This window comes from Bacillus sp. H1a, assembly GCF_000633475.1.
GTDB classification, from domain to species: Bacteria; Bacillota; Bacilli; order Bacillales; family Bacillaceae_G; genus Bacillus_A; species Bacillus_A paramycoides.
The window spans coordinates 1-13,254 of the sequence record NZ_AYMH01000003.1 but is presented as its reverse complement, the minus strand read 5'-3'; the positions used below and the strand labels follow the sequence as shown (position 1 = coordinate 13,254).

The window sequence follows — 13,254 nt, the reverse complement described above, 5'->3', positions numbered from 1 at the left end:
AGGATGAAAACAAAACAAACAGATGAATTATTAGAAAAAGATGAGCAATATGTTTGGCACGGAATGCGTCCCTTTAGCCCGACTAGTACAATGGTAGGAGCAAAAGCAGAAGGGTGCTGGGTTGAAGATATACAAGGAAAAAGATATTTAGATGGTATGAGTGGTCTTTGGTGTGTAAATAGCGGATATGGGCGAAAAGAGCTCGCAGAGGCAGCTTATAAGCAATTGCAAACATTGTCATACTTTCCGATGTCACAATCACATGAACCAGCAATTAAGCTCGCTGAAAAGTTAAACGAGTGGCTTGGTGGAGAGTATGTTATATTCTTCTCTAATAGTGGATCAGAAGCGAATGAAACAGCTTTTAAAATAGCAAGGCAATATTATGCTCAAAAAGGTGAACCACATCGTTATAAATTTATGTCACGTTATCGTGGTTATCACGGAAATACAATGGCAACGATGGCGGCGACTGGACAAGCGCAGCGCAGATACCAATATGAGCCATTTGCATCAGGGTTTTTACATGTAACGCCTCCGGATTGTTACCGTATGCCAGAAATGGAATCGCAAAATATTTATGATGTAGAGTGTGTGAAAGAAGTAGATCGTGTTATGACGTGGGAATTAAGCGAAACGATAGCCGGATTTATAATGGAGCCGATTATTACAGGTGGAGGTATTTTAATGCCGCCACAAGACTATATGAAAGCAATTCATGAAACGTGTCAAAAACACGGTGCACTACTTATTAGTGATGAAGTTATTTGTGGTTTCGGCCGTACAGGAAAGGCATTTGGATTTATGAATTATGACGTTAAGCCGGATATCGTTACAATGGCAAAAGGTATTACGAGCGCGTACTTACCATTATCAGCAACAGCTGTGAAAAAAGAAATTTATGAAGCATTTAAAGGAACGGGAGAATATGAATTCTTCAGACATATAAATACATTTGGTGGAAATCCAGCTGCTTGTGCATTAGCGCTTAAAAATTTAGAGATTATGGAAAATGAAAATTTAATTGAGCGCTCTGCACAAATGGGTTCACTTTTATTAGATCAATTAAAAGAAGAAATCGGAGAACATCCACTTGTTGGAAATGTTAGAGGAAAAGGTCTATTAGTTGGAATCGAACTAGTAAATGATAAAGAAACGAGAGAGCCAATTGATAATGATAAAATCGCAAGTGTTGTAAATGCTTGTAAAGAAAAAGGTTTAATTATAGGAAGAAACGGTATGACAACAGCAGGTTATAATAACGTCTTAACGTTAGCACCACCGCTAATTATTTCAAGTGAAGAAATTGCCTTTGTTGTTGGAACGTTGAAGACAGCTATGGAACGTATTTAATAACTGGGACGAGAAAAGCGAGCTGTAATATAAGGCTCGCTTTTGTTTATTATTTTGATTAGGGGGTGTATTAATAGATAAGTATGATTTTAACCAACATTATCACATTGGCTATTATGAAGATGGGCATGACTTAGAAGTGACCGCATACAAAAGAATAAATGAACCAATTTGGGGTGCTTATATTCCACAATATGAGGCAGACGATTTTTATAAAAAGGTGGAGAAAATGAAGCTAGGTGAATATATAGATGACTATGGTATAAAAGTATATTCATTTCGTGATGATATTGATGATGAGGAAGCACGAACTATTTTTGAAAAATGGTTAAAAACGAATGCGATTGTTTAAAGATGAAATGAAAAAGGAAATTCCTATTTTATAAGATAGGAATCTCCTTTTATTATATTAAACTTATTTACTTGCTTTCATTGCTTTATCTTTTGCACCAAAAGTGTATTTTAACATTGGTGGTGTAATCATTGTAGTTAAAATAACGACAATAACGATAGCTGTAAAGTAATCTTGTGCTAATAGTCCAGAAGAAAGTCCTGTTCCTGCGATGATAAGAGCAACTTCACCACGAGAAACCATTCCAGCACCGATAATTGCAGAAGACTTTGCATCAAATCCAGTCATTCGTGCACCGAATCCACAACCGATTAGTTTCGTTAATACAGCAATTACTGTTAATGCTAAGATGAACCAAATTTGATCACCAATACCGTCAAATGTAATATTCATACCGATACTAACGAAGAAGACTGGTACGAACATAGCGTAAGCGATTGGTTCTACTTTCTTTTCTACTTCATGTTTGTAGTTCGTTTGAGAAATAGCGATACCAGCCGCGAAAGCACCGATAATACCAGCAATTCCTAATAGTTCGCCGAAATATGCGAATGAGAAACAGATGATAAGTGCTGCACTTACGATAGACTCAGATACGCGAAGTGGTGATAACCAACGCATAATCGCTGGAACACCTTTCCATCCGATGAAAATAATAGAAGCGAAGAATACTACTTTCTTCAAGATAATCATTGTTAAATTAACATCATCTGTACCTAAGAAACTCATTGCAAATGCTAATAAAATAACAACAAGAATGTCATCAAATACAGCTGCTCCAAGCATTGTTGTACTTTCACGTGTTTTCATCTTACCTAAATCGCGAAGTGTTTGAACGGAAATACTAACACTTGTCGCACATAGAAGTAATCCTAAAAAGACAGCGTTCCCTTGTTCCATTCCCATAACAAGACCGGCAACGTAGCCACCTACGAATGGAAGAACGATACCTCCGACTGCAACTGCTAAAGAAGAATTGCGGTTTTCATTTAATTCTTTTAAGTCTGTTTCAAGTCCTGCCATAAACATTAAAAGAATAACCCCGACATTACTTAATTGCGTTAGAAGTTCTGAGTTCTCAATCCAACCTAATACAGCTGGACCGATAACGATACCGACAATTAATTTACCAAGTACAGAAGGTTGACCTAATCTTACGCTAAGATCGCCAGCAAGTTTTGTACTTAATAAAATAAGTGCGATTTGAAAGAAAAATTCGAATTCCATCGGATCCGCTCCTTATCACTTTGTATTTTTATTAAACGATTTCTCGGAATTTGCTTAATGATGATATGTAAAATTACATTAAACAAAGGGTCTCTTTACAAGTTCTTTTGAACTTGTAATTTGAACCTGTAATTAATATATAATATATTTTATAAAAAATCAACGAAAAAATAGCAGATTTTCATGAGAGGATTCGTTTTAGAAACAGGGGATATAGCTATATAATAAGAAGTAATAAAGTTTACATATAATGAATGGAGAAATAAAAATGTTATTAAATCAACGTTTTACAATTGGAGAAATGGCGAAAATGCATAATATAGCGGAATCTACATTACGTTATTATGATGAGAAAGGAATTTTTCATCCGTCAACTGTTGACCCTCAAACCAATTATCGCTACTACACAATTGATCAGTTTTCACTATTAGATACGATTAAATTTTTACGCCAATTGAATATCCCATTAAAGGAAATCAAGAAATATATTGATGAACGAAACCCGTCTTATGCGCTGAATTTACTTGAAAAACAACAAGAAATGATGCTGAAAAAGCAAAGAGAAATCGAGTATGCTTTAGCAAAAATGGAACATAAAATCAATTTAATGAAGAAAGCGACGAAATCAGAAGCGAATCAAATTATTTATAAAAAGATACCGAAACGAAAAATCACAGCAATTGCAGTTGCACCTAATACAACGGATGATATGTTTGAGTATTATATCCATTCGCTGCAAAAAAATATAAAGCAAATTGATAATAGTTTATTTTCAGGAGATATCGGTGTAACAGTTTCAAAAAAAGCATTACTTCAAAATAAGTTTCAAGCGTATAACAGTGTGTTCATTCTATTGGATTACATGCCTTTTCAAGTGCATACTTCAGATGAAATAAAAGAAGGGATTTTTGCTTGTTCTTATCATCATGGACCATATGAAGAAACAGATGAAACGTATACGGAATTATTAAAGCACATTGATAACGAAGGATACGAAGTGTGCGGAGATGCGCTTGAGCTTGCGTTAATTGATTGGTCTGTAACAGAAAATCCGAAGGAGCAAGTAACGGAAATTCAAATACCAGTTGCTAAAAAATAGGCGTATATATTTTTCAATTCTCTATTGACCTTCAAGTTGCTTGAAGGTTTAAACTGTGAACAGAGCGTTGAGAAAAAGGAGCATATTAGTATGGAAGCAACAGAAAAATTAAGAGAAAAACCGATAAAAAATTTATTTATTTCGTATTTAATACCAGCTGTTCTTGGGATGGTATTAATGTCAGTGAATATTATGATTGATGCGGTCATGATTAGTAGAGGAGTTGGAGCGAACGGCTTAGCAGGAGTAAACGTAGCTATTCCAGCGTTTTCAATTTTCTTCTCAATTTCATTATGGATTGGAATGGGCGGAGCAACGCTATATTCCATTGCACTAGGTGAAAATAAATTAGAAAGAGCAAGATCTATTTTTACTCAATCTATGACAGTGGCGGTTATTATCGTAGGTGTTTTAGCGGCTATTTGCTTATGGAGAATAGAAGATTTAGCATATCTGTTCGGTGCAAATGAAGTGGTTTTACCATATGCGTTAGACTATTTACACGTACTATTAACATTTGGAATGATATACGTTTTAGAAAATATTTTAAGTACATTTATACGTAACGATGGAAATCCTAACTTAGCAATGGCAGGTCTTGTCGTAACAGCTGTATTGAACATTATCTTTGACTATATCTTTATTTTCATCTTTGGATGGGGCGTAACAGGTGCTGCGTCAGCGACTATTCTTTCAGCAGCAATTGGTTTCCTAGTATTATTAAAACACTTCTTTAGAAAAAGTAGTGTTTTAAAGTGGACGAAATTCCATTTTGAATGGGATACGGTTAAACAAATTATGGTGATAGGTTTCCCAAGTTTTACAACTGAAATTACAGTAGCGATTGTAACGGTTGGTTTTAATATCGCTTTTGTTCAATATGCAGGAGAAGTAGGTGTCGCTTCTTATGCGATGGTCAATAGTATTCATGCAATGACATTACTATTATTCTTCGGTGTTGGTGCCGCATTACAACCTATTGCTAGTTTCCATTATGGTGCAAATTTATCAGAAAGACTGCGTGAAGGATTACGGTTAGCTGTAAAAATTGCAGTTGTACTCGGAGGCGTAGCAATTGTTGTCGGTTTATTCTTCGGGAAATATATAATTGGTTTATTTGATGTTCAATCGCCAGAACTATTGGAGTTAACGTTAACAGGTATTAGTTTATTCTTTATCCAATATGTATTTTTAGGCTATAACATTGTGTATGGAGAGTATTTCCAATCCGTGCGACAAACGACAAAATCAGTTCTTATTATTTTGAGCCGTGGTTTACTATTTATTATCCCATTGTTATGGATTATGCCGAAATTATTTGGTGTAAATGGAATTTGGCTCGTTATGCCAGTAGCAGAAATATTGACAGCAATCATTGTATTTACGATGAATCGTATGAAACATCCTGTTCCATTAAACTTGGCAGGAAAGAAAGAAGCAATATAATGAAAAAATCTCCTTGAAAACAATTAAGGGGATTTTTTCATTCCTTTAAACTAATGGCAAAAGATCCATCTGTTTCCTGCACAGAAGCGAAAGCAACGTTTTTAATATTTGTAACGCCTTTCTCCTGTAACTCTGCATGTAACCACTTTTCATTTTTATGGATTAACTTTAAGTTATCGTATTGAATTTGTGAATCAACGATAAGAGCAATTGGTAATCCGGAATACTTAACATCTATATTCATATCTTTCGGAGTCAATGGTATGAGTTCTCTTTTTGGCAAAATACTTATAGATCCATTTGCTTCTAAAATTGCATATTCAATTTCATGAACACTCGGATAGCCTGCAACACGGAGGTTGGATAGTAATTCGGCAATTGGATATCTACTCTTCTTTAGGTTTTCAAAAATAATATCTCCATGTTTTATTAGAATAATGGGATGCCCGAGAATGAAGCGATTCAATTTATTTAATAAGCTTAGCTTTGTAAGTAGTAGATGTAAGCATGTAATGGCAACCATGCCGGAAAAAGCTTGCAAAGCACCGTCGACTGGTATCGCTTGAAAGGCCAAATAAGATAAAAAGATAATTGCGCCAAAATCATGAGGAGTTAGTTGCGCTAGTGCGGATTTCCCTAATAACTTAAGTGATATTAAAAATAAAATAAAAAAGAACGATACATTACATAAAAAGACGAGCAATATGTACACTCCTTCGTGTGAAGTTGTACTTACTATTCCCAAAGATATGATAAATATTACTTTTAGAGGGGAATTTAGACTTAATTGGAATTTATCTGTATACAAACGACTTAGTGGATATTATGATGAACAAATAGAGAAAATAGGAGTATATGCGAATGCTAAAGAAAAAAATTATTAAGTATAGTTTAGTTATGTTGATGATTTGCGCTGTTTATGTGGGATTTTTACAATATAACATTTATAAGCATGGTCATATGACAGCACCAGATGAAGCGGATTACATGATTGTACTAGGCTCGAAAGTAAATGGGACGAAACCGTCTTATTCACTGCAATATCGTATAGATAAAGCTGCAGAGTATTTAAAATCACATGAGAAAACAATTGCTATCGTATCTGGAGGGCGAGGAAAAGGCGAAGATATTTCAGAAGCTTTAGCGATGAAACAAGGATTAATGAAACAAAATATTGCAGAAGACCGAATAATAATGGAGGACCGTTCGACGAGTACGGATGAAAATATTAAATTCTCAAAACCTCTTATCTCTGAACATATGAAAAAAGGGATGATTGTAACGAACGATTTTCATATGTTTCGAGCGAAAAAGATTGCGGAAAAACAAGGATTAACATTAGAAGGTCTCTCGGCAAAAACACCGAAACCAATTATCATCCAATCGAACGTTAGAGAATATTTAGCGATCACACAATATTGGTTATTAAATCGAATATAATCAACTTGAATCCCACCTGAAATTTCAGGTGGGATTTACCTTAATGTAAATCTTACAAATATGTCATCTTAATGAAAGGTAAAGCGATAGTTTCTAAAGTGGTTTCCTGACATAATGAAGGTAACAAAAAACTTTAGAGGTGAATCGTATGAAAGGGAATAATATATTATCTTCACTATGCTACTTTAGTATCTTTTTTGCACCATTTTTACTGCCAATTATCGTTTACTTCGTTGCGGAAGATGAAGTAAAACATCATGCAAAAAAAGCATTTTGGTCACACGTTTTCCCATACGCAATTTTATTTGGAGGATTAGCTGTATCCGGGGTATACGGTTTAAGTTTCAATCAGTCTGAGGGCGTTGGAATTGGGATGGTTATAACGTATGCAGTGTTTATTCTTGTAGGAATTTACTACTTCATTTGGAATATCGTTAAAGGAATTAAAGTTTTGAAAGCGGCGTAACAAGAATTACATAACAGGCATTAACATCATTTAAACCTGCCGTTATTTTTCGGTAATTCGAGAGTCCTTGTCGAAACGTCAATGTAATTTCATTTACCGTATTTATTTGTATTAAAAAAAAGAGCAATTCGCAAAGAATTGCTCTTTTTGTGCTTATAAGTTGTGAATATTAAAAAAGATGTGTTAATTTTTCATTATGAAGAGAAAAAAGGAGTGATTTTCATGAATGAGATTATACATAAAATGGAGCAACACGTTTCAGTTCGTAAATATAAAGAAGAACCAATTTCAAAAGATGTAGTGGAAAGAATGGTGCAAGCTGCTCAGCATGCTGCTTCTTCACATTTTGTCCAGGCGTATTCGGTTATTTATGTAACAGATAAGGAACTAAAAGTTAAATTAGCAGAGCTATCTGGAAATCGTCATGTGAAAGATTGCGCGGCGTTCTTTATTTGTTGTGCGGATTTAAAGCGTCTCGAAATTGCATGCGAAAAACACGGTACAGAGATTAAGCATGAGGGAGTAGAGGACTTCATCGTGGCAACAGTAGATGCCTCATTATTTGCACAAAACTTAGCACTTACAGCAGAATCATTAGGATACGGCATTTGCTATATCGGTGGAATTCGTAACAATCCGAAAGAAGTGAGCGAATTGCTTCATTTACCGGATAAAGTATATCCTGTGTTCGGAATGACAGTCGGTGTACCAGATGAAGATCATGGAGTTAAACCGCGGTTACCAGTAGCAGCTATTCTTCATGAAAATGGATATGATGAAAAGAAATATGATGAATTGTTAAACGAATACGATGAAACGATGAGCGCGTATTATAAAGAAAGATCGTCAAATCAAAAAAACGTAACATGGACGGAATCAATGAGTTCATTTATGGCCAAAGAGAAGAGAATGCATATGAAAGAGTTTTTGAGTGAGAAAGGATTTAATAAGAAATAAGTAAAAAGGACAAACCTGAGACGTGGGTTTGTCTTTTTTTAGAGGAGAAGTGTGATTGTTTTCGAATAGTTGTAGAGGGGGAGATAGCATGAAGAAAGCTTTGATTTTACTATTATATTGTTTTAACAAATAAAAGGTTGCTGATGAAAGGATTAGATTGTTATTTTAAAAAGGTAAATGAATACAGTATATTAATAGAAGATATTCAAGCAATCTCGCAACATAAAAAAATGAAAAACGTATACGGGGTTAAATATAGTAAAAAATATATACAATTTGGAAGTATAGAGCACGAAAACGAAATCACTATGATTATTATGAAATTAAAGTAGCGTGGAGTAAAAGAAGAAAAATATAAGGATTTTGAAAAAGGTTTTTTTATATTTTTCAATATGTATGTCATAGTACCATGCGGTCTTTTATTTATAAAATATTTAATGTGAAAAGCGGCATAATAGCCGCTTTTTCCGTTTAGTTAGTATTCTAATGATGATCCTGTAGGTTTAAAATATTTTTCTTTTGAAGGAGTCATTACCCGGATTGCTAATAAACAGGAAAGGAGAAGGATGAGTAAAGAGCTACTTATCACAGTAATTTGAACGGAAAGAAACTGTGCAGATGCTCCAATTGCTAAAATGAAAAAGATTTGGATAAAGTTTTTTATTGAGTCAAATACGCTATCGATACGTCCTATCATATGTACTGGGATGTTATTTTGATAAAATGTTATAAATCCAGTACCGGCAAATGATGAAGAGATTCCAAGTAAAATAAAACCACTTGCTGCGATCATAAATGAATTTGAAAAGGCGAAAATCACATAGCCTACTGCTGTAAAAATCATACCATAGCCGATGCAATATTTAATCGGTAATCGTTTTACAAAGAGAGAGACAAGAAATGAACCGCAAACGTAAGCTGCCCCGGTTATACTAACGAGTATGCTATATTCTACATCTGATAAAAACAGTACTTGTCTTGTAAAAACAACTTCTTGTGAATCCAGTGCCATTGAGACAAGCATTGTGGCTTGGAATAGAACGAATACGAGAATAATGTATGTTTCAGTCCGTGCGAATGAAAAGACTTGTTTCCAATCGCTTCGTAATGTTTGTACGAAAGTGTTTGTAACTTCTTTGTTTTGCTTTGTTTGTAATGTGATGTTTGGCAAGAAGTATATGAGAATGGTAGAAAGTAGAAATGAAATTGAGTTGCAGTAAATAACAAAGGCTGCCGAGTATGTAGTGAGAAGTATTCCAGCAAGAGCCGGACCAATAATAAAAGCCCCATTTGTACACAGGCTATTCCAAGCATTAAATTGAGCACGTTCTTCAGCTGGTATGAGCATGGTTTTATAAGTGAATGAAGCTGGATCGAAAAATGATGTAGCAATACGAGTCAAAAAGATAAAAATATAAATTGCCCAAATAGAATCAAATAGTGGAATACAGCCGATGAACACTGCTCGAATAATATCTGTGATAAGCATAATTGACCGTTTGTTTAAACGATCTACTATACTACCAGACCATATTTTTGTAACAACGGTGGCAATTGGACCAACGATCCATAATCCTGCTACAGCAGCGGGAGAGTTTGTACTATTTAACACCATTAAGTTTAGAGCTATGAGGTACATAAAATCACCTAAACGAGAAATGCCTGTTCCCGACAATAATAATAGTTTATTTTTCATGGGCATATGGACCTTTCTTTCATTGTTTTTTTATACGGCAGGAAATAGTGTATTCCTTTTCAGAGTTTGATTGACGAGCGGTTTTGTTTTCCCATCGTAATAAAACTTGTGAAATCTCCCAGGTGAGTTGTTGTAATTCCTCTGGAGTTAAAAATAAATGAGATATAATATGACTCCCTGTATTTGTTCCTTCCGTGCCCGCTTCTTCAATATAAAAATGAGCAGATTTTGCTTTATAATATTTTTCGATAATTCCTCGTTTCTCCTTTGTATCTACTAATTCAAGTAACCCTCCGTCATATAAAATTTGAATGTGATAGTGAACGCTACCGGCAGATTTATTTAGTTTAGTAGCTACTTGTTTTGCTGTAAGTGTTTCGTCTTTTAATAGATGAAGAATTTGAATGCGAGTTGCATTGGAAATTAGTTTTTGCTGTTCAGCTGAAATGGTAAGTCGATCCTTAAACATTATGTCAGCTCCTTTCTTATAATCTAAATTTATTGTATATTCTAAAAAGTTGGAACGTAAGAGAAATAAATCGCCTTTTTCCTGTGGATTTCGACATAAATAAAAATAGCATGTACATAAACATGCTATTAAGCTATTTTAGATTCTTCACTTAGTTCCCCTCGATAAAATAAGAAAAGTCATCCGGTAATAAACATAGATAATTGAATAAGAAATCCGTAATGGAGATTCTGTTATGCTATAGACGAATGTTAATAAAGCTACAGTATGAAACCAATCTCCAAGTACGCTTAACGTTTGACCATAAAATAGTTTTTTGAAGTTTTTATTTGTTTTAAGCAGTGTGGAATAAGAAACTGATTGCGCTGACATAAAAACTAATCCCTACCTATTGGTGATGTTTGTACATGCTTTTTCTATTCGCTTAAATACATTTTTCTGCCTTGGGCAGTCCAATAGGTAATTTTGCAATAAATTCTAAACTATTTCCATCAAAATCGTTAAAATATACAGGGGCGTGTGCTAGTTCAGGAAAAACGATTGGCTCAAGTGGCCCCATTCCGAAGTCTTTTCACGCTGGAATTCCTTTCTGTTTGAGCCAGTGTATCGCGTTTTCTAAATCGTATAAGTTTACTTAGAAATCGATATGCCGTAAAGAAGGATGATAATTAACTTTGTATTCTTTTCCTTTCCAAAGCCCAAGCTAACTTTCATTTTCTACAATCCAAAAAGAAGGCGATATCCTTGTCTCTTTTATATAATTTTAGCCCCAGTAATTCATAAAAAGGTATCGGATTTTCTAAATTACGGACAGGTAAATGTGCTTCATAAAGACCTTCAATCATTATAATCCTCCTTAGTAAAAATGTTTCTTATTCCATATTAAACGATGTTTTGTTTTTAGCTAACGCATTCATTCATTTTGAGCTTAATGGAAAGGATATTTTATATTAATATCCGCCTCCGCCTCCACCCCAACAGCTACATCCGATAATGATTAGAAGGATGAATAGTACGATGAGTAAAGCAAATCCACCGCCGAAACCAGCGCAGCTACCACCATAGCTCATGTTTTTTTCTCCTTTTTAGTAAATTAATCTATATAATTAATGGATTACTGTATACAGTATGTTTTTTATATGGAAAAGGAACAAGTCTTACTTCTAATTAGACAAAAGCCTGTGAGTTCATCTAGGTCTGATGTTCAATATACGTCATATCGTATTTTGAATAGGGAGTATTACTGATTGCAAATAGTGGGATAAGTGGTAAGATGACATGGAAGTGTATAATAAGTGAACGAATTGTTAAATAAATTGTGATGTAACTTACAATTACGTTAAACTTTCTCTTCATAAATATAAAATTTGTAAAAAAACCATTTTTATATTTTTTTATGTGTAAAAATGTACTATAATTTTACAAGTAATATTATGGGAAAAGGGAGCTTGTAAAGAGATGGAGATGAGAAATCTACAGGATACTATAGAAAATAATAAGCAAGAATTAATTCGACTAGTTGCAACTTATGGATTAGGACATAATAAAGTTTTGTTATTTAGTCGAGATTTAGATATATTAATTAACAAGTTTATGAATATAAAAGACAAAGTGTATAAGTGAATAATCTTTAGTTCTTTATATTAGGATTATTTACTTAAGGAGGAGAGAACAGTTATTGGAACGTTTACAAGAAGAATTGTATAAACAAATAAAAGAAGAAAAAGGTACAGTTACTATATTTTTAAAGAGCGGAGTAAGAATTGTAGGAGAAGTAGTTGGGGTAGATAAATTTACAATTTTAATGTTAGTAGATGGGAAGCAACAACTTATTTACAAACAGGCAGTATCAACAATTATGAAATAAGACACTCATGTTGAGTGTCTTATTTCATAATTAAACGGTTACTGTTTGCAAGCTTCGACGTCAATGCCAGCAGCGAGTAATTTTTTTTCTCCTTCTTGTTCAATGAGTTTTTGTAACTTGGATAAGAAAGAGTCAAAATCTGTATGTTTACCAACTTGGAAAGTCATCTTATGCTCAATTGGTAGCCACGTATCAATGTCAGCTTCGTTATGCTGAATTTTCACTTCAAGTTTATCAAGTGCGTTAGCAACTTTTGCTTCATACGTTTCTTTCGCTTCGAATTCCATCCATAAATCGTATAATTCTTCCCCAAGAGGACCTTCTAATGTACGTTTAATATTTAAAATGGCCTCTTGCTCATTTTTTTGTTTTTGTAATTGTAATTCACGGCTATTCATCGTGTCAAAGGCGGGGATGTCACCTGCTTCAGCTTCAACAAGGTCGTGAATAATGACCATTTTAAGTAATTTTTCTATATTTACTTTTTGATCTAAATAAGGTTCAACTAAGATGGCCATTAGCGACATACGCCATGTATGTTCTGCAACACTTTCTTGACGTCCGTTAGAGAGCCAGCTGTGTCGCATTTCGTATTTTAGTTTTTCTGCTAATGCAATGACCTGTAAAATATTATGTTCCATAGGAATCCTCCTCACGTTGCTATATTATAATTCTAGTATAGAAATGAAATGTGTCAATTTCATGAGTATATCGAAATAAATAGATGATAGTCGTATAATGGTTATTATATACAAAAACGCATTATTAGAATAAAAAAATGTTTTATAAAACGAAAAGGAAGTGTAGGAATATGGGAGACGAAAATCAAGTGTTAGTTAGGTCACAAAGGAAAAAGGGTTCTGGTGCAAAAATCCCAAGACT

The 13,254-nt window shown here is 34.1% G+C and carries 14 protein-coding genes and 3 pseudogenes; 10 read left to right on the top strand and 7 right to left on the bottom strand.

Features of this window, described 5'->3' with window-relative positions:
- Positions 1-3: 3 nt before the first annotated feature.
- Complete coding sequence (locus tag U860_RS0101675; RefSeq protein WP_025147161.1) at positions 4-1,353, top strand: aspartate aminotransferase family protein; 1,350 nt, start codon at positions 4-6, stop codon at positions 1,351-1,353.
- 73 nt (positions 1,354-1,426) lie between these two features.
- Entirely contained in the window at positions 1,427-1,705 is a 279-nt protein-coding gene (locus U860_RS0101670) for a DUF3986 family protein (protein ID WP_025147160.1), read from the top strand.
- A gap of 63 nt (positions 1,706-1,768) precedes the next feature.
- Here U860_RS0101670 and U860_RS0101665 read toward each other — a convergent pair whose 3' ends face one another.
- Entirely contained in the window at positions 1,769-2,932 is a 1,164-nt protein-coding gene (locus U860_RS0101665) for a cation:proton antiporter (protein ID WP_025147159.1), read from the bottom strand.
- Positions 2,933-3,200: 268 nt separating this feature from the next.
- Here U860_RS0101665 and U860_RS0101660 point away from each other — a divergent pair, with 268 nt between their 5' ends.
- Positions 3,201-4,031, top strand: coding sequence for a MerR family transcriptional regulator (locus tag U860_RS0101660; RefSeq protein WP_025147158.1), 831 nt, complete (start codon positions 3,201-3,203; stop codon positions 4,029-4,031).
- Between the two features lie 90 nt (positions 4,032-4,121).
- Positions 4,122-5,477 carry an MATE family efflux transporter gene (locus tag U860_RS0101655; protein ID WP_025147157.1) on the top strand — a complete coding sequence of 452 codons (1,356 nt, stop codon included), beginning with the start codon at positions 4,122-4,124 and terminating at the stop codon, positions 5,475-5,477.
- Between the two features lie 37 nt (positions 5,478-5,514).
- Here U860_RS0101655 and U860_RS0101650 read toward each other — a convergent pair whose 3' ends face one another.
- Positions 5,515-6,180: a DUF421 domain-containing protein gene (locus U860_RS0101650; RefSeq protein ID WP_025147156.1), complete on the bottom strand. Its 666-nt coding sequence runs from the start codon at positions 6,178-6,180 to the stop codon at positions 5,515-5,517.
- Positions 6,181-6,338: 158 nt separating this feature from the next.
- Between U860_RS0101650 and U860_RS0101640 the strand changes: the two genes are divergently transcribed.
- From U860_RS0101640 to U860_RS31035, 4 genes and pseudogenes are all read left to right on the top strand, one after another.
- Positions 6,339-6,917, top strand: a complete 579-nt coding sequence (locus U860_RS0101640; protein WP_025147154.1) for a YdcF family protein — start codon at positions 6,339-6,341, stop codon at positions 6,915-6,917.
- 148 nt (positions 6,918-7,065) lie between these two features.
- Positions 7,066-7,383 (top strand): DUF4870 domain-containing protein, encoded by a 318-nt coding sequence (locus U860_RS0101635; RefSeq protein WP_025147153.1) that lies wholly within the window; start codon positions 7,066-7,068, stop codon positions 7,381-7,383.
- 222 nt (positions 7,384-7,605) lie between these two features.
- A complete protein-coding gene (nfsA, locus tag U860_RS0101630) occupies positions 7,606-8,340 on the top strand; it encodes an oxygen-insensitive NADPH nitroreductase (protein ID WP_025147152.1) in 735 nt (244 codons plus the stop codon).
- A gap of 104 nt (positions 8,341-8,444) precedes the next feature.
- Positions 8,445-8,783 (top strand): annotated as a pseudogene (locus U860_RS31035) (flagellar motor switch protein FliG); the annotation flags it as partial.
- 32 nt (positions 8,784-8,815) lie between these two features.
- Here U860_RS31035 and U860_RS0101620 read toward each other — a convergent pair.
- The 4 genes and pseudogenes from U860_RS0101620 to U860_RS31025 all read right to left on the bottom strand — a co-directional run bounded on the left by U860_RS0101620 (position 8,816) and on the right by U860_RS31025 (position 11,575).
- A complete protein-coding gene (locus U860_RS0101620) occupies positions 8,816-10,036 on the bottom strand; it encodes an MFS transporter (RefSeq protein ID WP_025147150.1) in 1,221 nt (406 codons plus the stop codon).
- Positions 10,037-10,055: 19 nt separating this feature from the next.
- Entirely contained in the window at positions 10,056-10,505 is a 450-nt protein-coding gene (locus U860_RS0101615; protein WP_025147149.1) for a winged helix-turn-helix domain-containing protein, read from the bottom strand.
- Positions 10,506-10,921: 416 nt separating this feature from the next.
- Positions 10,922-11,350, bottom strand: a pseudogene (locus U860_RS34860) (VOC family protein).
- A gap of 105 nt (positions 11,351-11,455) precedes the next feature.
- Positions 11,456-11,575, bottom strand: coding sequence for a YjcZ family sporulation protein (locus U860_RS31025; protein ID WP_033795352.1), 120 nt, complete (start codon positions 11,573-11,575; stop codon positions 11,456-11,458).
- Between the two features lie 336 nt (positions 11,576-11,911).
- Between U860_RS31025 and U860_RS0101600 the strand changes: the two are divergent.
- A pseudogene (locus tag U860_RS0101600) lies at positions 11,912-12,128 on the top strand (aspartyl-phosphate phosphatase Spo0E family protein).
- A 55-nt stretch (positions 12,129-12,183) separates the two neighbouring features.
- Entirely contained in the window at positions 12,184-12,372 is a 189-nt protein-coding gene (hfq, locus tag U860_RS0101595; protein ID WP_025147148.1) for an RNA chaperone Hfq, read from the top strand.
- A 38-nt stretch (positions 12,373-12,410) separates the two neighbouring features.
- Here the strand turns inward: hfq and U860_RS0101590 are convergent, their stop codons facing one another.
- The gene (locus U860_RS0101590) at positions 12,411-13,013 is read right to left on the bottom strand and encodes an HD domain-containing protein (RefSeq protein WP_025147147.1); all 603 of its coding nucleotides are present in this window, start codon (positions 13,011-13,013) and stop codon (positions 12,411-12,413) included.
- Positions 13,014-13,254: the final 241 nt, after the last annotated feature.

Coding starts and splice junctions, on each gene's coding strand:
- U860_RS0101675 (WP_025147161.1), top strand. CDS start 4: ATGAAAACAAAACAAACAGATGAATTATTAGAAAAAGATGAGCAATAT.
- U860_RS0101665 (WP_025147159.1), bottom strand. CDS start 2,932: ATGGAATTCGAATTTTTCTTTCAAATCGCACTTATTTTATTAAGTACA.
- nfsA (WP_025147152.1), top strand. CDS start 7,606: ATGAATGAGATTATACATAAAATGGAGCAACACGTTTCAGTTCGTAAA.
- U860_RS0101590 (WP_025147147.1), bottom strand. CDS start 13,013: ATGGAACATAATATTTTACAGGTCATTGCATTAGCAGAAAAACTAAAA.
- U860_RS0101615 (WP_025147149.1), bottom strand. CDS start 10,505: ATGTTTAAGGATCGACTTACCATTTCAGCTGAACAGCAAAAACTAATT.
- U860_RS0101635 (WP_025147153.1), top strand. CDS start 7,066: ATGAAAGGGAATAATATATTATCTTCACTATGCTACTTTAGTATCTTT.
- U860_RS31025 (WP_033795352.1), bottom strand. CDS start 11,575: ATGAGCTATGGTGGTAGCTGCGCTGGTTTCGGCGGTGGATTTGCTTTA.
- U860_RS0101655 (WP_025147157.1), top strand. CDS start 4,122: ATGGAAGCAACAGAAAAATTAAGAGAAAAACCGATAAAAAATTTATTT.
- U860_RS0101620 (WP_025147150.1), bottom strand. CDS start 10,036: ATGAAAAATAAACTATTATTATTGTCGGGAACAGGCATTTCTCGTTTA.
- U860_RS0101660 (WP_025147158.1), top strand. CDS start 3,201: ATGTTATTAAATCAACGTTTTACAATTGGAGAAATGGCGAAAATGCAT.
- U860_RS0101640 (WP_025147154.1), top strand. CDS start 6,339: ATGCTAAAGAAAAAAATTATTAAGTATAGTTTAGTTATGTTGATGATT.